This window comes from Mesorhizobium sp. USDA 4132 (genome assembly GCF_056279545.1).
In genome coordinates this window covers 4,212,850-4,230,785 of the sequence record NZ_JBWCCP010000001.1, presented here as the reverse complement: position 1 = coordinate 4,230,785, position 17,936 = coordinate 4,212,850, and the positions used below count along the sequence as shown (strand labels likewise).

The 17,936-nt window shown below is 62.3% G+C and carries 13 protein-coding genes, 2 pseudogenes and 2 riboswitches; of the genes and pseudogenes, 8 read left to right on the top strand and 7 right to left on the bottom strand.

The window, feature by feature from the left end:
- The first annotated feature begins 115 nt into the window (after positions 1–115).
- A complete protein-coding gene (locus ACZ9IU_RS21150) occupies positions 116–628 on the top strand; it encodes a winged helix-turn-helix transcriptional regulator (RefSeq protein WP_038546787.1) in 513 nt (170 codons plus the stop codon).
- Positions 625–2,040, top strand: a complete 1,416-nt coding sequence (locus tag ACZ9IU_RS21145; RefSeq protein WP_080719236.1) for an MATE family efflux transporter — start codon at positions 625–627, stop codon at positions 2,038–2,040. The genes ACZ9IU_RS21150 and ACZ9IU_RS21145 overlap by 4 nt, the downstream gene beginning before the upstream one ends.
- On the opposite strand, the gene ACZ9IU_RS21140 is transcribed toward ACZ9IU_RS21145, so the two are convergent.
- The 6 genes from ACZ9IU_RS21140 to ACZ9IU_RS21115 form a co-directional block, all read right to left on the bottom strand.
- A complete protein-coding gene (locus ACZ9IU_RS21140; RefSeq protein ID WP_038546784.1) occupies positions 2,041–2,748 on the bottom strand; it encodes a thiamine ABC transporter ATP-binding protein in 708 nt (235 codons plus the stop codon).
- A complete protein-coding gene (thiP, locus tag ACZ9IU_RS21135; RefSeq protein WP_038546781.1) occupies positions 2,741–4,360 on the bottom strand; it encodes a thiamine/thiamine pyrophosphate ABC transporter permease ThiP in 1,620 nt (539 codons plus the stop codon). Before thiP ends, ACZ9IU_RS21140 begins: the two co-directional genes overlap by 8 nt.
- Positions 4,361–4,364: 4 nt before the next feature.
- Positions 4,365–5,375: a thiamine ABC transporter substrate binding subunit gene (thiB, locus tag ACZ9IU_RS21130; RefSeq protein ID WP_038546778.1), complete on the bottom strand. Its 1,011-nt coding sequence runs from the start codon at positions 5,373–5,375 to the stop codon at positions 4,365–4,367.
- A 39-nt stretch (positions 5,376–5,414) separates the two neighbouring features.
- Positions 5,415–5,522, bottom strand: a riboswitch (TPP riboswitch).
- Positions 5,523–5,619: 97 nt separating this feature from the next.
- Complete coding sequence (locus ACZ9IU_RS21125) at positions 5,620–6,069, bottom strand: response regulator (RefSeq protein WP_038546776.1); 450 nt, start codon at positions 6,067–6,069, stop codon at positions 5,620–5,622.
- A 159-nt stretch (positions 6,070–6,228) separates the two neighbouring features.
- Positions 6,229–8,052, bottom strand: a complete 1,824-nt coding sequence (locus ACZ9IU_RS21120; RefSeq protein WP_038546773.1) for an ABC-F family ATP-binding cassette domain-containing protein — start codon at positions 8,050–8,052, stop codon at positions 6,229–6,231.
- A gap of 3 nt (positions 8,053–8,055) precedes the next feature.
- Positions 8,056–8,712 (bottom strand): thiamine diphosphokinase, encoded by a 657-nt coding sequence (locus ACZ9IU_RS21115; protein WP_244447536.1) that lies wholly within the window; start codon positions 8,710–8,712, stop codon positions 8,056–8,058.
- 94 nt (positions 8,713–8,806) lie between these two features.
- Here ACZ9IU_RS21115 and ACZ9IU_RS21110 point away from each other — a divergent pair, with 94 nt between their 5' ends.
- From ACZ9IU_RS21110 to ACZ9IU_RS21085, 6 genes and pseudogenes are all read left to right on the top strand, one after another.
- Entirely contained in the window at positions 8,807–9,646 is an 840-nt protein-coding gene (locus ACZ9IU_RS21110) for an AAA family ATPase (RefSeq protein WP_038549797.1), read from the top strand.
- Complete coding sequence (locus ACZ9IU_RS21105; RefSeq protein ID WP_038546768.1) at positions 9,643–10,083, top strand: NUDIX hydrolase; 441 nt, start codon at positions 9,643–9,645, stop codon at positions 10,081–10,083. Before ACZ9IU_RS21110 ends, ACZ9IU_RS21105 begins: the two co-directional genes overlap by 4 nt.
- Positions 10,084–10,136: 53 nt before the next feature.
- Positions 10,137–10,214, top strand: a riboswitch (SAM riboswitch).
- A 58-nt stretch (positions 10,215–10,272) separates the two neighbouring features.
- Positions 10,273–11,193, top strand: coding sequence for a homoserine O-acetyltransferase MetA (gene metA / locus ACZ9IU_RS21100; protein ID WP_038546765.1), 921 nt, complete (start codon positions 10,273–10,275; stop codon positions 11,191–11,193).
- Positions 11,194–11,205: 12 nt separating this feature from the next.
- Entirely contained in the window at positions 11,206–12,387 is a 1,182-nt protein-coding gene (locus ACZ9IU_RS21095; protein ID WP_038546763.1) for a vWA domain-containing protein, read from the top strand.
- Positions 12,388–12,470: 83 nt separating this feature from the next.
- A pseudogene (locus ACZ9IU_RS21090) lies at positions 12,471–13,494 on the top strand (aldose epimerase family protein).
- 289 nt (positions 13,495–13,783) lie between these two features.
- Positions 13,784–15,691, top strand: a pseudogene (locus ACZ9IU_RS21085) (methyl-accepting chemotaxis protein); the annotation flags it as partial.
- 276 nt (positions 15,692–15,967) lie between these two features.
- Here ACZ9IU_RS21085 and ACZ9IU_RS21080 read toward each other — a convergent pair.
- Complete coding sequence (locus tag ACZ9IU_RS21080) at positions 15,968–17,929, bottom strand: PAS domain S-box protein (RefSeq protein WP_244447448.1); 1,962 nt, start codon at positions 17,927–17,929, stop codon at positions 15,968–15,970.
- Positions 17,930–17,936: the final 7 nt, after the last annotated feature.

Here is a 17,936-nt window from a genome sequence, read left to right as displayed (position 1 = left end):
GCGAGTTCTATAACGGTCCGGCAGCGCTCGTCGCCAAACGTGATCACGAAAATAGTGACTTGCAAATTGCAAGTTACATGTGCCACAAGGCTGCGTCTCGCCGGGGAAGAAACCCATGAAACGAACAGGTCCTATCGATACCGGTTGCCCGGTGTTGCGCAGTCTCAAACATGTCGGCGAGGTCTGGAGCTTCCTGATCCTGCGCGATGCACTGGCAGGTGCAACACGTTTCGACGAATTCCAGCGCAACCTCGATATTGCCCCGAACATCCTGACCAGCCGGCTGAAGTCGTTCGTCGAATCCGGGCTGATGGAACGGCGGCGCTATTCCGAACGACCGCCGCGGGACGAATACCACCTCACGCAGCGCGGCCGCGACTTCAAGCCCGTGGTGCAGGCGCTGCTTGTCTTCGGAAACCAGCATTTCGCGCCGGAGGGCGAAAGCGTGGTGATCGTCAACAGGGAGACCGGCGAGCAGGCCGAACCGGTGATGATCGACCGCCGCAGCGGCCGGCCGCTGAGCGATCCGGTCTTCACCAGCGTGGCCGGCCCGGCGGCGAGCGAACGTATCCGCCGCCGTTATCCATCCGTGAACCAGTTATTGCCACATAGAGAGGCTGATCGATGAGTGCCGTGACCACCGAAGCCGTCGAGGCGGCGCCTACCTTCGACGACGCCACCGCGGCGCCGATCAATCCGCGGACCCGGCAGCTGCTGCAGGATCCGATCCTGCCGATGCTGATCCGGCTCGCATGGCCGAATATCCTGATCATGCTCGCCCAGGCCTCGACCGGTCTCATCGAAACCTGGTGGGTTTCGCATATGGGCACCGCGGCGCTGGCGGGCATGGCCCTCGTCTTTCCGGCCGTGATGCTGATGCAGATGATGTCTGCCGGCGGTTTCGGCGGGGCGATCTCGTCTGCCATCGCCCGTGCGCTCGGCAGCGGCCGGCGCGGGGATGCCGACCTGCTTGCCTGGCATGCCGTCGTCGTCAATGTCGCGCTCGGACTGCTGTTTTCGGCGATCATGCTCGCCTATGGCCGGCCGATCTACCGGGCGCTCGGCGGCGAGGGGCCGGAACTCGAGGCGGCCCTCATCTATTCCAACGTGGTATTCGGCGGCATGATCTTCGTCTGGCTGATGAACGGCCTGGCGAGCGTGGTGCGCGGCACGGGCAATATGCTGTTCCCGGCGCTGGTTACCTGTGTCGGTGCCGCACTCCTCGTGCCCGTATCGCCGCTTCTCATTTTCGGCTTCGGTCCGTTCCAGGGGCTCGGCATCGCCGGCGGCGGTCTGGCCCTGGTGCTCTACAGTTTCGGCAGCACCGCGGTGCTTGCCTGGTACATCCTCTCCGGCCGCAATCTCGTGCGCTTCGGCGTCGGTTCGCTCCGCTGGACGATGTTCCGGGATATCGTCCGCCTCGGCGCTGCCGCGGCGATCAATTCCGTTCTCACCAATGTGACCATCGGCATTGCCACGGCTCTGGTCGCGACCAAGGCGGGTGTTTCGGCTGTGGCTGGTTTCGGTACCGGCGCGAGGCTCGAATATCTGCTGATCCCGGTAATCTTCGGCATCGGTGCGCCGATGGTGGCGCTGGTCGGCACCAACATGGGCGCCGGCCAGAAAGACCGGGCGATGCGCATCGCGTTCACCGGTGCTGCGATCGCTTTCGTCATCACCGAGGTGATCGGCCTGATCGCCGCGATCTTCCCGGTCGCGTGGATTTCGCTGTTCAGCGAGGAGCATGGAGCGATCGATGCGGGCGTTGCCTATTTGCAGATCGTCGGGCCGGTTTATGGTTTCTTCGGCGGCGGGTTGGCGCTCTATTTTGCCTCTCAAGGCGCGGGCCAGCTACTCTGGCCGCTTGCCTGCGGTTTTCTGAGACTCGCCATTGCAGGTCTCGGGGGCTGGCTGGCGCTGGAATTTACCGGATCGCTCAACGGTTTGTTCTTCGCGCTGGCAGTTGGTCTGGTCGCCTATGGCGGGATCCTGTTCCTCGCCATCCGCTCCGGTGTCTGGTTCCGCGGAAAGGCTGCCTGATCAGCCGGAAAGAAATTCGGCGAGTGCGGGAATATCGCGCCGGGCGAGGAATTCCTCGACCGGCGCCTGCAGCAGGATTTGGCCGTGGTCGATGAAGATCGCATGGTCGGCCAACCGGCCAACTTCATCCGGATCGTGGGTTACGACCAGCACCGTATTGCCCGTCTCGCGATGCAGGTCGATGAGCAGGCTGGCCATCGAAAGCCTGAGCCCGGGATCGAGGGCCGCGAACGGCTCATCCATCAGCAGAACCGGCTTTTTACGCACCAGAGCCCGGGCGAACGCGGCACGCTGCCTTTCGCCGCCGGAAAGCGTCCCCGGCATCCGTTTCTCAAAACCGCTCAGGCCCACGCGTTCCAGCGCCTGCGATATCGCGGCCCGGTCACTGCCGGAAAGCTTCAGCGACGGGCTGATGCCGAGGCCGATATTGGTGGCGAGGTTCAGATGGGCGAAGAGGTTATTATCCTGAAAGACCAGCGATAAGGGACGCTCGGAGGGATGTTTCTCCGTCACGTCCTCGCCGGCGATCAGGATACGGCCGCGATCGGGCGTCTCGAAGCCGGCAACGAGGTTGAGGAAGGTCGATTTGCCGGAGCCGGACGGGCCGGTAATCGCCGTCACGGCGCCGGCCGGCAAAGCGCAGTCGAAGCGGAATTCCTTGGTGCCGAGCTTCAGTTCAACCTTATCCAGCGCGATGCCGTCAGTCATGGCTCGTTTCCTTGCGGCCAGCCGTGCCGATCATCGTCAGCGTCAGGCAGATGATGCCGAGGATGAGCGCCAGTCCGTCCGCGTCATTGGTTCGATAGCTGGATAGCCGGCTATAGACAAGCCAGGGGAGGGTGGTGAGCTCGCTGGAGCCGAACAGCGCCACCGCGCCGAGATCGCCCAGCGACAGCGCCATGGCGAAGGACAGCGCCGTCAGCAGCGGCCTTGCCAGAACCGGCAGGTCGATCCTCCATGCCCGTGAAAAGCCGGAAAGGCCGAGGCTTGCCGACAGCCTGCCTGTCCGCTTGCGATGGGTTTCGACGGCCGGGGCCAAAACGCGCATCACGAAGGGAAGCGCCATCAGCATGTTGATGATCGCCACCAGCGCCGGGGCGAAGCGCGCCACATCGCCGAACGGGCGCAGCATCAGGAACCAGCCGGTACCGAGCACGACCGGCGGAACGAGCAGCACCAGCGAGGACATCCCACCCAAGGACAGGGAAAACGCCCTGGCCGTTCCGGCGGGCCTCTTCATGTCGGCTATTGCCCCGCGTCCGGCAATGATAGCCAGGGAGGTCAGGACGGCAAGCAGGCCTGCGGAAAGCGCGATCGTGAAACTGGTCCAGGCGGCGCGCAGGAAGGCGGGGCTAGTGGCGAGGCTCCAGAGATTGGCCTGGGCGCCGGCACCGACGATCGAGGCAAGCGGCAGGAGCAGGAATATCGTTGCAAGCAGGATAGACAGCACATCCCAAAGCCGTGCGGGCAAGGTCCGGCCATCGAACCGGCGTGTCGCCCGGCCGGCCGTGATGCCAGCGTCGTCAGGGGCTGGAAACAGCGAAATCCCAATCAGGACCAGCGCCGTCATGCCGATCTGCAGCAGCGACAGCGCTATGGCGCGGGGCGGATCGAAATCGAAACGCAGCGACTGGTAGATCGCCACTTCGAGCGTGGTCGCGGCCGGCCCGCCGCCGAGCACCAGGACGAGCGTGAAGCTCGTGGCGCAGAGCATGAAGATCAGGCCGGCAATGCCGGGGATGACGCGCCACGCCGCCGGCCACTCGATGAAACGGAAAACGGAGAAGGGTTTCATCCCGAGGCTGGAGGAGAGCAGCCAGTATTCCGCCGGCAGGCGCTCCAGCGCGGCAAGCAGCAGTCTCGCGGCGAGCGGCAGGTTGAAGAACACATGTGCGAGCAATATGCCGGAAAGCCCGTAAATGCTGACCGGATGTTCTAAGCCGAGTTTCAATAGCAGGCTGTTCATCACCCCTTGCCGGCCCCAGATGCCGATCAGGCCGAGCGCGCCGATCAGCACCGGCAGGCCCATCGGCAATGCCATGAGCCGGATGACCCATACACGGCCCGGAAAGCGCGGCCGGCGTGCAAGCGCGAGTGCGACGGGAAGGGCGAAGACGACCGACAGCAGTGTCGAAAGAACCGCCTGCAGAAGGGTGAAACGCAGGATCCGCCAGGTATAGGCGGTGAACAGCCGGCTTTGGGTGTTGCCGGTGTCCCAGGAGAGAAGGGCGGCAACCGCGATGCCGACGAAGAGGGCGATGCCGGCGATGCTCAGCAGCCCCCAACCTATCCCGCGTCTTCGCTCGGCCCTCGTCAGCATGGGATCAGTTCAGGCTCATGGCGGTCAGCCATTCGTCGATCCAGGCCTGCCGGTTCTTGGCCACCTCGTCCGACCCCATCAGGAAAGTTTTCGTCGGCTGCACCAGTTTGTTGAATGCGTCCGGGAGCGGCTGCGAGGTCTTGGCGGCTGGCATCATCCAGTTGGTGGTCGGGATGATGTCCTGGAAGGCCGGCGAAACCATGAATTTCAGGAACTGTTTCGCCAGATCCTTTTCCTTCGCCCCCTTCAACATACCGGCGACTTCGATCTGGATGTAATGGCCTTCGGAGAAGGAGGCAGCCTGGTAGCGGTCCGTCTTCTCCTCGATCACGTGATAGGCTGGCGAAGTCGTGTAGGAAAACACCATCGGCACTTCGCCCTTGGTGAACAGGCCATAGGCCTCCGACCAGCCTGGCGTAACGGTCAACACGCGTTTCCTGAGCTTGGCCCAGGCCTCCGGCGCCTGGTCGCCATAGACCGATTTCACCCAGAGGAGCAGGCCGAGGCCGGGTGTCGACGTGCGCGGGTCCTCGATGGCGATCTTCTGCGCCGGATCGCCGTCTACCAACTCCTTGAGGCTTCTCGGCGGGTTCTTCATCGCCTGGGTATCGTAGACAACGGCGAAATGGCCGTAGTCGTAGGGGATGAAGGTGTCGTCGCTGTAATTGCCGGGGACCTTGGCCGCGGCGGCGTCGAGCCCGTGCGGCTCGAACAGACCGGTCGCCTTCGCCTCGGAGATCAGGTTGGTATCGAGGCCGAGCACGATATCGGCGTCGGTGCCTTTGCCTTCCAGTTTCAGGCGGGTCAGAAGCGCCACACCGTCGGCGACGCCGACGAAATTGAGCTTGCAGGCGCAGGTCTTCTCGAAGGTTTCCTTGACCTTGGGCCCTGGACCCCAATCAGAGATGAAGCTCTCATAGGTGTAGACGGTCAGCGTCTTTTGCTGCGCTTCGGCCGGCGCGGAAAGGGAAAGGGCGGCAGCGGCCGCGAATATCGAAAGAATGGTGCTGCGCATCAGCGTCTCCTCGTTTGGTGACAAAGGGGAATAGGCGCTGATGAAGAGCCGTCTAATCCCTCCGCCGGTGTTAACCGGATCAGGTTCCGCGGGTTGGCCAGAGGCCTCTCAGCCGCACCAAAACGTGCGGCACCCCGTTAGAGCAGGATCAGATTTAGCGGCGAGGCGAATGGCTGGCAAGAGGCGGTCTGCGGCCGGCTCAAGGCGCATTCGGCGGGAGCAACATGGCTCGGTGATTCATTGCTCAGTGGTTTTGCGGAAACACTTTCAGTTCACGCGGGACGATGGCCATGCCGCCGAGCCGATTGGCAACGGCGTAGTCGATCGTCTTCTCAACTACGTCAGGCATAACCGGTTTGGTGAGGACGCCGAGCGAGCCTTTGACACCGTCCTCCACATCCTCCGGATTACCGGTCATGAAGACGACGGTGATGCCATATTGCTCGGCAAGCTCCCGGCCGATCTCCGGGCCAGTCCGGCCGTCCGAAAGATTGACATCGACCAGGGCGATATCGGCATAGGCGGCGAGCGCCAGGGCGTGTTTGCGGGCATTGGCAAAACCAGCGACTTTCAGGCCCATGGCTTCGATCGTCTCGGCAACATCGAGCGCGATCAGAAACTCGTCTTCGACAATCATAACTCTTTGATTCATCGCCTCAGTGGCCAGCCGACGACGCGTAACATTTGTCAGCATTGGATGTCCCCATTCGGTTGATCGGTTCCGGGCAGGCCGATCCGTCCCCGGGACATTTCGACCAATGTTCACACCCAGAACGCCCCGCGACATCATATGTTCCGCTCCGCGACAAATATTTTTTCAGCTAACTATTTGTTAAGCTTAACAAATCGCAAATTAGCCTTCAATTTCCTCACGCAGCATTTCGAGTTCCAGCCATTCTTCTTCCATTTTGCTGATGCTTTGGCGCAGCTTTTCCATCTCCGCGGCCAGTTTGTTGAAGGCCGCGGGATCCTTGGTGAAGAGGTTGGGGTCGGCCATCTTCTTCTCGCGGGCGACGATCTCGGCTTCGGCTTTCGCCATTTCCTTAGGCAGGTTCTCGAGCGCGAATTTCTGCTTGAAGGAAAGTTTGCCTTTGCCCTTGGACGTGCCGGAAACCGAAGCCGCGGTATCGGTTTTTGCCCTGTCAGCTTTTTCCGTGCGGCGCCTTTCCTCCAACGCACCCTTCCGCTGCGCCAGCATATCCGTGTAGCCGCCGGCATATTCGATCCAGCGGCCGTCCGGTGCGTCCGGATTGGCGGGGGCGATGGTTGAGGTCACGGTGCGGTCGAGGAAGTCGCGGTCGTGGCTGACGAGGATGACGGTGCCGGAATAGCCGGCGACGATTTCCTGCAGCAGGTCCAGCGTCTCGATGTCGAGGTCGTTGGTCGGTTCGTCCAGTATCAGTAGGTTGGAAGGCCGCGCCATGATGCGGGCGAGCATCAGCCGGGCGCGCTCGCCGCCCGACAGGTTCTTGATCGGCGTCCTGATCTGCTCCGGCTGGAACAGGAAGTCCTTCATGTAACCTGCGACATGCCGCTGCTCGCCGTTGACAAGCAGCGTCTCGCCGCGTCCGTCCGTCAGATAGTGGGACAGCGTGTCCTCGGGGTTCAGATCCTCGCGCTTCTGGTCGAGCGTGGCGATTTCGAGGTTGGTGCCGAGTTTGACGGTGCCGGTGTCAGGCGCCAGCTGGCCGGTCAGCATCTTCAGCAGCGTGGTCTTGCCGGCGCCGTTCGGGCCGACGAGACCGATGCAGTCGCCGCGATGCACGCGGATCGAGAACGGCGCGACGATGATCCGCTCGTCGTAGCTCTTGGTGATGTTTTCGGCCTCGATGACCAGCTTGCCGGATTCGCGGCCCTCGCTGACGCTCGCCTGCACCGTGCCCTGCGGCCCCTTGTGGCCACGGTAATTGCCGCGCATCGTCTGCAATTCGCCGAGGCGGCGCATGTTGCGCTTGCGGCGGGCGGTGACGCCGTAGCGCAGCCAGTGCTCCTCGCGCTCGATTGCCTTGCCGAGCTTGTGCTGCTCCAGCTCTTCCGCCTCCAACACCTCGTCGCGCCAGGCTTCGAATTCGCCGAAACCGCGGTTGAGGCGTCGTGATGTACCGCGATCGAGCCAGACGGTGGCATTCGAGACTTTTTCGAGGAAGCGCCTATCGTGCGAGATCACCACGAGCGCGCTTCTCGTCTTGCGCAACTCGTCTTCCAGCCATTCGATGGTCGGCAGGTCGAGATGGTTGGTCGGCTCGTCGAGCATCAGGATGTCCGGCTCGGGCGCCATGACCCGGGCAAGTGCTGCGCGTCGGGATTCTCCGCCGGAGAGCGTGTTCGGGTGTTCCTGGCCGGTGAGGCCCAGATGTTCGAGCAGGTAGGTGACGCGATAGGGATCGTCGCCCGGGCCGAGGCCCGCTTCGGCATAGGCCTGCACCGTCGAATAATCGGCGAAATCCGGCGCCTGTTCGAGATAACGGATGGTCGAGGAGGGATGGCGGAACACCTCGCCCGACTGGGGCTCGACCATGCCTGCGGCGATCTTCATCAGCGTCGATTTGCCGGAACCGTTGCGGCCGACAAGGCAGATGCGGTCGCCCGGCTCTACCTGCATGCCGGCGCCGGCGAGAAGCGGCGCGCCGCCGAAGCTCAGGAAAATATCGTCAAGTTTCAGAATTGGGGGCGCCAACAGTCAGGCTCCTGTAAAGTCGTGGGGGCGGGCAAGGATCATCGCCCTGCCTTTCCTCAAATGGAATTCCACCCGGCCTTCTGCAACGTTCGAGACGGTGCGCGAGGAGCCGAAGGGGAGTGAGAAGTTGTCGAGCGGATAACGTGCGCCGATGATATCGAGCCCTTCAAGGTCGGAAAAACCGATGACCGAAAACAGCGAACCCTTCGGCAGATCCAGTGTCCTTGTGCCCGGCAGCAGCGGCACGGCCTCCTCGTCACCCGACGTCAGCAGGATGTCGAGGTCGCGTTCGGCCAGGCTCATGGCGTGAAAGAGATGCTGAAGCGCGTGGTCGCTGCGCTCGCCGCCGAGCGCGCCGGCCAAGATCAGCCTTGTCGCGCCGCGTTCGATGGCTTCGGCCGTCGCGATCTCGCCGTCCGTCTCGTTCTTGGCCGGCGGAAAGGCCTGCCGCGCGACCTGCGGGAACTGCGCGATCAGCGCGGCATCCGAGGAATCGAAATCGCCGACCCAGAGTTCAGGCTTCACGCCGAGTGCTGACGCATGGCGCATGCCGCTATCGGCCGCAATGAAGCGGCTGCCGGCGATCGTCTCCCGCAGGCGATCGGTGACGCGCAAGTTGCCGCCGAGCAGAATGGTGAAGGTCGAATGGGTCATGCGCATTGCCCATAGCGCAAAGCCGGTGGAAAGGGAAAGCTGTTGCACCGCCTCGGGCGAGCTTTTAGTTTGCGGCGCGTTCACCGATCAGGATCACGAGATGCAGTTTCAGGGTACAGCGGACTATATTGCCGACAAGGATCTGATGGTGGCGGTCAACGCCGCGATCCGGCTCGAACGTCCGCTGCTGGTGAAAGGCGAGCCCGGCACCGGCAAGACAGAGCTTGCGCGGCAGGTGGCCGCCGCCCTCGGGCTCGATCTGATCGAGTGGAACATCAAGTCCACCACCAAGGCCCAGCAGGGGCTCTACGAATACGACGCTGTCTCGCGGCTGCGCGACAGCCAGCTCGGCGACGAACGCGTCCACGACGTGGCCAACTACATCCGCCGCGGCAAGCTATGGCAGGCCTTTGCCGCCGACAGGAAGCTCGTCCTATTGATCGACGAGATCGACAAGGCCGACATCGAGTTCCCGAACGACCTGCTGCAGGAACTCGACCGCATGGAATTCCATGTCTACGAGACCGGTGAAATGGTGCGCGCCAAGGTCCGGCCGATCGTCATCATCACCTCCAACAACGAAAAGGAACTGCCGGACGCCTTCCTGCGCCGCTGTTTCTTCCACTATATCCGCTTCCCGGACGTGGATACGCTCGCCCGCATCGTCGAGGTCCATTATCCCGGCATTAAGCAGACGCTGGTGCGCAATGCGCTCACCCAATTCTACGAAATCCGCGAGATGCCGGGGCTGAAGAAGAAGCCCTCGACCTCCGAAGCGCTCGACTGGATCAGGTTGCTGGTCTCCGACGATGTCGATCCGTCGGACCTGCGCGGCGACGTCAAGAACGCGCTGCCGAAGCTGCATGGCGCTCTCCTCAAGAACGAGCAGGACGTGCATCTCTTCGAGCGGCTGGCCTTCATGGCGCGGCGGGAAAGATGACGCCCGATGCCTTCAAGGTGCTGATCTACGCCGTCTGGCAGAATAGGTTGCTGGTCTTCGACGAGCCGGACTATCCCGATCAGTGGCTGCAGGTGCCGGGCGGTACGATCGAGCCTGGGGAAGCGCCGGATATCGCCGCCGCCCGTGAATTTTACGAGGAGACGGGTCTTGCTGTCGATGTTCCGCTGCATCCGCTCATGGTTCACGATTACCGTTTCCAGAAGGATGGCAGCGAGATCTGCCATCGCCGGCATTACTTTCTGCTTCGACTGATGGGGGATTATGCCGATACCTGGATTCATATCGAGGAGCATCGCTTCGATGGTGGCGACCCCATCCGTTTTTGCTTTTCCTGGATGCCGCTGGACGATGCGGCGCGCCAGCTCGGCGGCGGGTTGGCAGAGGCGCTTCCCCTCGTTCTCAAGGACGGGCCGTAGAGGTAAGATTATGCTCCCATTGACGCCGGTCGTAGCAAGGCGTATTTGAACTCCCGAGAATTCGTGGTGATTTGGCCGGCCGGCTTGCAGCCACGTTAAAAAAGTCGCTAAAGGGCCGCGAGAAGATGTCTTCCCACGGACCGGGCGCGATTTATCTTGCCGCCGGTTTTATTTTTGCTGGGTTGAGACATGCCGATCAAGATTCCCGATACGCTGCCCGCATATAGCACCCTCGTTTCCGAGGGTGTCCGGGTGATGACCGAAACCATGGCGGTGCGGCAGGACATTCGTCCGCTGCAGATCGGGCTGCTCAACCTCATGCCGAACAAGATCAAGACCGAGCTGCAGATGGCGCGCCTTGTCGGCGCCTCGCCGCTGCAGGTCGAATTCTCGCTGATCCGCGTCGGCGGCCACAAGGCCAAGAACACGTCGGAGGATCATCTCCTTTCCTTCTATGAAACATGGGAAGAGGTGAAGCACCGCAAGTTCGACGGTTTCATCATCACCGGCGCGCCGATCGAGACGCTTGCCTTCGAGGACGTCACCTATTGGGACGAGATGAGGCAAATCCTCGACTGGACCGCGACCAACGTGCATTCGACCATGAATGTCTGCTGGGGCGCGATGGCAGCGATCTACCATTTCCATGGCGTGCCGAAATACGAGCTCAAGGAAAAGGCGTTCGGTGTCTATCGCCACCGCAATCTCGTGCCGTCCTCGATCTATCTCAACGGATTTTCGGACGATTTTCAGGTTCCCGTGTCGCGCTGGACGGAAGTCCGCCGCGCCGACATCGAGAAGACCCCCAACCTCGAAATCCTGATGGAATCCGAGGAAATGGGTATCTGCCTGGTGCACGAGAAGGCCGGCAAGCGGCTCTATATGTTCAACCATGTGGAATACGACTCCACCTCGCTGGCGGACGAATATTTCCGGGACGTCAATGCCGGCGTGCCGATCAAGATGCCGCATAACTACTTCCCGCATAACGACGATACGCTGACGCCCTTGAACCGTTGGCGCAGCCATGCACATCTTCTGTTCGGCAACTGGATCAACGAGATCTACCAGACGACCCCCTATGATCCGGAGAAGATCGGTACCGAGTAGGTTTTCGACGCGATGTTCATTCCCTTCTTCCTTCACCTCAAGGAAGCGAAGATCCCGGTGACACTCCGGGAATTCCTTGACCTTCTGGAAGGGGTGGAAGAAGGGATCGCGGATTTCGATGTCGAGGCCTTCTATTTCCTCGCCCGCACGGCGCTGGTGAAGGACGAGCGGCATATCGACAAGTTCGACCGGGTCTTTTCGTCCTATTTCCGCGGGTTCGAGGCGGTCTCCGGGGAGCCTGGCCTGGACGTCACCAGCATTCCCGAAGAATGGCTGCGCAAACTCACCGAAAAGCATCTGACCGACGAAGAGAAGAAGCTCGTCGAGTCGCTCGGCGGGTTCGAGAAGCTGATGGAGACCCTGCGCCAGCGGCTCGAGGAGCAGAAGGGTCGGCATCAGGGCGGCTCGAAATGGATCGGCACCGGCGGCACGTCACCTTTCGGCGCTTATGGCTATAATCCGGAAGGCGTGCGGATCGGCCAGGACCAGTCTCGTCACCGCCGGGCGGTAAAAGTCTGGGACAAGCGCGAATTCGCCGATTTCGACGACAAGGTGGAGTTGGGAACCCGCAACATCAAGCTGGCGCTGAAGCGGCTGCGCCGCTGGGTGCGGGAAGGGGCGGTCGAGGAGTTCGATCTGCCGGGCACGATCCGCTCCACCGCGGAACATGGTTATCTCGACGTCCAGACCCGGCCGGAACGACGCAACGCGGTGAAGCTGCTGATGTTTTTCGATGTCGGAGGCTCGATGGACGATCATATCCGGGTGGTCGAAGAACTGTTCTCGGCGGCCCGCACCGAGTTCAAGCATATGGAGCATTTCTACTTCCACAACTGCCTCTATGAAGGCGTGTGGAAGGAGAACGGCCGCCGGTCGGAGCGGACGCCGACGCTCGATCTGATCCGCAGCTACGGCGCCGACTACAAGGTGATCTTCGTCGGCGATGCTTCGATGAGCCCTTACGAGATTACCCACACGGGCGGTTCCGTGGAGCACTGGAACCAGGAGCCGGGAGAGGCCTGGATAAGGCGCGTCACCGAGCATTTCCGCCGCTGCGTCTGGCTCAATCCGGTGCCGCAGGATCATTGGAGCCATACGACCTCGATCGGCGTCATGCGGCGGCTGATGACCGAGCGGATGTTCCCGCTGACGCTCGGTGGATTGGAACAGGCGACGCGCGCGCTCACGCGATAGAGCCTTTTTTCTTCTCCACGGCGTTGCGGGTCGCCGCCAAATCGCGCAGGTTGCCGCAAACATATCGGTGGAGGAGCCATCTCATGGCGGATCAGAATTTCGAAGTTTTCGGCACCACGGAAAAGGGCGAAACCGTCTATCGCGTCCGGATTTCAGGCGGCGGGCTCACTGCTAACGTCATCACCTGGGGTGCGGTGATCCAGGACCTCAGGCTCGACGGTCATCAGCCGCCGCTCGTGCTCGGTTTCGAGCGGCTTGAGGATTACCTGAACCATTCCCCATATTTCGGCGCGACGCCCGGCCGTTCGTCCAACCGTATCGGCGGTGGCCGTTTCACGCTGGATGGGAAGCAATATCAGCTGGAACTGAACGAACGGGGCGTCACCCACCTCCATGGCGGCTCTGACGGCATCGGCCCGCAGCAATTGGACGATCGTCGAGCATACTGCCGACAAGGTGGTGCTGCGGATCACCGATCCCGACGGCCGTGCCGGTTATCCGGGAAACTGCACGATCACGGCAACCTACCAACTCAAGAATGACGGCGTTCTTTCCGTCGTCTACCAATCCACCACGGATCAGCCGACGCTCGCCAATATCTGCCAGCATACCTATTTCAACCTCGACGGCCACGAGGACGCGCTCGGCCATGACATCATGATCGCAGCCGACCATGTGCTCGTCCTTGACGACAATCAGGTGCCGACAGGCGAATTGATGCCGGTCGCGGGCACGCCTTTCGACCTGCGCGATATGGGGCCGATGAAGCGGTTCGACGGCGAGGCTCAGGTCCTGTTCGATCATAACTTCTGCCTGTCGCCGGAGCGAACGACCAAGCGTGCGGTGGCTTTGGCGCGCAGCATCCATTCCGGCGTGTCGCTGGAAGTTCGCACCACCGAGCCCGGCGTGCAGCTTTATGCCGCTTTCAAGCTGTCGCAGATCCCCGTGCCGGGCCTCGATGGCCGCCGGTATGGGGCTTTTGCCGGGTTCTGCCTGGAAACCCAGGTCTGGCCGGATGCCATCAACCACGCCAACTTCCCGAATGCGGTGCTGCGGCCGGGCGAGGTCCTGCTGCAGGAAACGGACTATGTCTTTTCAAAGCAATGACGACAGTGGGCGGCGCCGGAGCCCAGCTCGCGCCCCCATGTCAAAATAATTCCCGGCGTTCAGACGGGCTTGCTTCGGTCTCCATGTAAAATCGGTGAGTCCAGTTGTAACTCTACCGCGGCGCACGCCGAAGCAAAGTTATTGCTTCTCGTTTTACATTGTGGAACGCAATGGGATTTTGACATTAGTTAAATTTCAACCGATTTCGACATAGTTTTCTTCAGGATTGGCATTGCCGCCCGCCGGGCGGCTGCCCTCTGCTTTTGCAGGGCACAATTTCGAGGGACATATGAACGAGATCAGCATCAGGAAGCCATTGTCGAGACGGCTTACCTTCTTCGGTTTTGCAGCGGTGCTTTTCGCGAGCGTGGTAATCGGCTGGCTTGCATGGGAACGCCAGTCGAGCATGACCGAGCAGGCGCTGCAGACCGAACTTGATAACGATCTCGCGGCAATCCAGGATGACATGGCCGCCCAGGGGCGTGCGGCCTCCGCGCTGGCGCTGACGATCGCCTCCCTGCCGGAAACCTCCCCGCTCATTCTTGCCAACGATCGGCAGGGCCTGCTCTCCCGCTTCGCCAGCCTGAAGAGCGTCAAGGACGCGAGCGGGCTTGAAATGATCACCTTCAGCTCCGCAGCGGCCGATGCGGTTGCCCGCGTGCATGATCCGGATGTCTTCGGCGACAATATCAAGGCGCGCCGCAAGATGGTGGCGACTTCGCTGAGCGACAAGAAACTGGTGGTTGGCATCGAGACCGGCCGCACCGCCGTCAGCCTGTTTGCAACCGCCCCGGTCGTCACGGACGGCAAGGTCGTCGGCGTGGTGGATGTCGGGCTGAAGCTCGTCGATGCCTATTTCTCCCGTCTGACCAAGAAGGCGAACGCTTATGTCACGCTCTACACCAAGGGCGCCGATAAATTCGACAAGCAGGCGTCCACCTATGGCGGCAATCCGATCCTGAGCGGCGCTGAGCTTCAGGAGGCCTATGACAAGGGCTCGGTGCGGCGTTATGCCGATATCGGCGGCAAGCATTATGCCGTCGAGGCCGTACCGCTCCTCGACTTCTCGGGCGCCAAGGTTGGCGTTCTCGAAATCGCCTCTGATATCACGCCGCTGGTCACGGCCAGCGAGACGGCGCTGTGGATGACCGCACTCGGCACCGTCGTCGTTTCGATCCTGTCGCTGATCGGCTTCCTGATCTTTGCCCGCTCGCTCGGAGGCACGGTCCGTCGCTTGACCGTGACAATGACGAAGCTTGCCGGCGGCGATCTCGGCGCCAAGGTGGAAGGCCAGGAGCGCCAGGACGAGATCGGCGCCATGGCGCGTGCCGTCCAGGTCTTCAAGGCATCCGCCGAGGAGAATGTCCGGCTGGAGCAGCAGGCATCGGAGGCCCGCGAGGCGCAGGAACATCAGCGCCAGCGCCAGTCGGCGATCGACAGTGCCAAGGGCGAGGATCTGCGCGCTTTCGTCCATGCGATCGAGGAGGGCTTCAACCGGCTTGCCGGCGGCGATCTGACGGTCCGCATGGACGGTGCCGTCGCCGAAGAATTCGAGCCGATCCGCGCCAAGTTCAACAGTTCGGTCGGCAATCTCGAGGAGGCGATCGGCTCGGTCGTCGGAGCCGTCGGCACGATCCGCGCGGGTCTGCAGGAAATCTCGATCGCCTCCAACGATCTCGCCAAGCGCACGGAACAGCAGGCCGCAAGCCTTGAAGAGACGGTTGCCGCTCTCGGCCAGGTGACCTCGGCTGTCAACGACAGCGCCAGCGGCGCAAGCCGCGCCCAGGGTGTCGCATCGCTTGCGCAGCAGAAGGCCCAGCGCGGCGGCGAGATCGTCGCCAGTGCGGTCGCCGCCATGGCTGCCATCGAAGGCTCGGCCGAGCAGATCAGCCGGATCATCGGGGTGATCGACGACATCGCCTTCCAGACCAACCTTCTCGCCCTCAACGCAGGGGTCGAAGCCGCCCGCGCCGGCGAGGCCGGTCGCGGGTTCGCAGTCGTCGCCCAGGAAGTCCGCGGGCTCGCCCAGCGTTCGGCCGATGCCGCCAAGGAGATCAAGACGCTGATCTCGACATCGTCCGCGCAGGTCAAGCAGGGCGTCGAGCTCGTCACCGCTTCCGGCAAATCGCTCGACGACATCGTCGGCGAAGTCGCGCAGATGAGCACCTTCGTCAACACGATCAGCTCGAGCACCAGCGAACAGGCGATGAGCCTGCGCGAAGTGGCGGCCTCCGCCGACCAGATGGACAAGGTGACCCAGCAGAACGCCGCGATGGTGGAAGAAACCACCGCCGCTGCCCAGAGCCTGACGCCAGGAAACCGACAGCCTCGCCGACATGATGGCGCGCTTCAAGACGAATGGCGGTGCACCCTCCCAGACCTATGCTTCCGGCGGTTATCGCTCGCGTGCGGCCTGATCGGGCTTTTCCGAATTGACGCCGCCGCTGGCCCAAAAGCCGGCGGCGTTTTCCGGTCACGTCGGTTGACGGATGCGGCGCAGTTCACCTTCCAGCAGCGTCATGTTCACTGGTTTTCGGATGGTCGTCCGGTTTTTGAAGCCGTGGTGATCGTCGAGCTGCTCGTATCCGGTGCAGAACAGGAAGGGCACGCCATGGGTCTGCAGCCATTCCGCGAACGGATAGACGGGGTTTCCCCCGAGGTTGACATCGAGGACGGCGACGTCGGGAAGTTGCGAGGCGCCGACCAGGCGCATGGCTTCATCGGTAGTTGCCGCTGGTCCGACGACTTCCCAGCCGCGCGATTCAAGTTCGCTGCAGAGCTCCATGGCGATAAGGGTCTCGTCCTCGACGACAAGTATCCGCCCCGCCGAACCGGCCTCAGACGACTTGGGCGCAACCTCCTCGCTGGGAACCGAGCCGGCCGAAATGTCGGGACGGTAGACGGATCGGGGCAGCGTCGCGACCAGGCACATACCGGTTGGCGGCCAGCTGATGTCAAGTTCGCCCGCCAATTGACGGGTGGCGACTTCCATCACCAAGGTTGAGCCGAAGCCCCTGGACTCCGGCTTCTGCACCGCCGGGCCGCCGGTCTCGGTCCAGCGGAGCTCCAGTTCCAGGGAGGGCAGGATGCGCCAGGAGACATCGACGCGCCCTTCCGTGACCGACAATGCCCCGTATTTGACGGCGTTGGTGGCAAGCTCGTGGATGAGGAGGCTGACCGGCTGCACGGTATTGGGGGTGAGAGTGACTGAAGGCCCGCCGATCATCAGCTGGTTGACGCTCTGATAGGCCCGGGTTTCCTCGGTGAGGACCGCTGCGAGATCTCCGCCCTCCCACCGGTTCTGGGCGAGCAACGAATGTGCGCGGCTCAGCGCCGAAACGCGGCCTCGAACTGCAACGATGAAGGCCTCCTTGGTTTCGGCACGGGTCAGGGAGACCAGCGCCTGCACCACCGCCAGGGCGTTCTTGGCCCGGTGATCGACCTCGCGGGCCAATAGCTGGCGGGAATCCTCGTTGGCCTTGCGTTCGGTGATGTCGCGCAAGATGACCGTTGCCAGCTTTCCGTCGCCGATCTGTACCTGTGAGATCGATGCCTCTACAGGGAATTCCTCGCCATTGGCGCGCAGGCCGCTGATCGCCCCCAATGCGCCCATCCGGCGATTTGTAACGCCGGTCTCCTTGAAGAGGCGGATATGTTCGCCATGTCCATGCCGAAACCGTTCGGGGATGAAACGTTCGATCGGCGAGCCGATCGCATCTTTGCCGGCGACGCCGAACATGCGCTCGGCGGCCGGGTTGAACAGCACGATCCGCTGACCTCCGTCGACGGTGATCAGCGCGTCCATCGCCGATTCCACAATCCCTTCCATGCGTCGCCGGCTTTCCAGCAGGGCATCCTCCGCGGCCTTTCGCTCGGTGATGTCGCGCAGGATGACGGTGGCCAGGCGCTCGCCGCCGATCTCGACCTGCGAGATCGACGCCTCGATCGGAAATTCTTGGCCGTCCGCGCGCAAGCCGCTGATCGCGCCGAGCGATCCCATCTGGCGTGTGGTCACGCCGGTTTCGGTGAAGCGATGAATGTGCGCCGCATGGGTCGGGCGATGGCGTTCCGGCATGAAACGGGAGATGTGCTGGCCAAGTGCCTCGTTGGCCGGCAGGCCGAACATGCGCTCGGCGGCCGGATTGAACAGGATCACCCGTTGCTCGTCATCAATGGTGATGATCCCGTCCATTGCCGACGCGACGATGCCCTCGAGCCGTTGCATGGTTTCAACGGCGGTTTTCTGGCTCAGTTTTTGGTGGTGTGGGCGAGATTCCATGACGGCACATCTCCAGTTCAACCACCGAATCACTGGTGCGATCGCATGGGTGGTTGCAACCAATATGCCATCTCGCGCATTCGGTGAACATGCGAGAATCATTAAATTCATGGGGAAAGGGTAATGGAGGGGCAAGCGCCCGCTTTGCGTCTGCAATCGGGGC

Coding starts and splice junctions, on each gene's coding strand:
- ACZ9IU_RS21150 (WP_038546787.1), top strand. CDS start 116: ATGAAACGAACAGGTCCTATCGATACCGGTTGCCCGGTGTTGCGCAGT.
- ACZ9IU_RS21145 (WP_080719236.1), top strand. CDS start 625: ATGAGTGCCGTGACCACCGAAGCCGTCGAGGCGGCGCCTACCTTCGAC.
- ACZ9IU_RS21140 (WP_038546784.1), bottom strand. CDS start 2,748: ATGACTGACGGCATCGCGCTGGATAAGGTTGAACTGAAGCTCGGCACC.
- thiP (WP_038546781.1), bottom strand. CDS start 4,360: ATGCTGACGAGGGCCGAGCGAAGACGCGGGATAGGTTGGGGGCTGCTG.
- thiB (WP_038546778.1), bottom strand. CDS start 5,375: ATGCGCAGCACCATTCTTTCGATATTCGCGGCCGCTGCCGCCCTTTCC.
- ACZ9IU_RS21125 (WP_038546776.1), bottom strand. CDS start 6,069: ATGCTGACAAATGTTACGCGTCGTCGGCTGGCCACTGAGGCGATGAAT.
- ACZ9IU_RS21115 (WP_244447536.1), bottom strand. CDS start 8,712: ATGCGCATGACCCATTCGACCTTCACCATTCTGCTCGGCGGCAACTTG.
- ACZ9IU_RS21110 (WP_038549797.1), top strand. CDS start 8,807: ATGCAGTTTCAGGGTACAGCGGACTATATTGCCGACAAGGATCTGATG.
- ACZ9IU_RS21105 (WP_038546768.1), top strand. CDS start 9,643: ATGACGCCCGATGCCTTCAAGGTGCTGATCTACGCCGTCTGGCAGAAT.
- metA (WP_038546765.1), top strand. CDS start 10,273: ATGCCGATCAAGATTCCCGATACGCTGCCCGCATATAGCACCCTCGTT.
- ACZ9IU_RS21095 (WP_038546763.1), top strand. CDS start 11,206: ATGTTCATTCCCTTCTTCCTTCACCTCAAGGAAGCGAAGATCCCGGTG.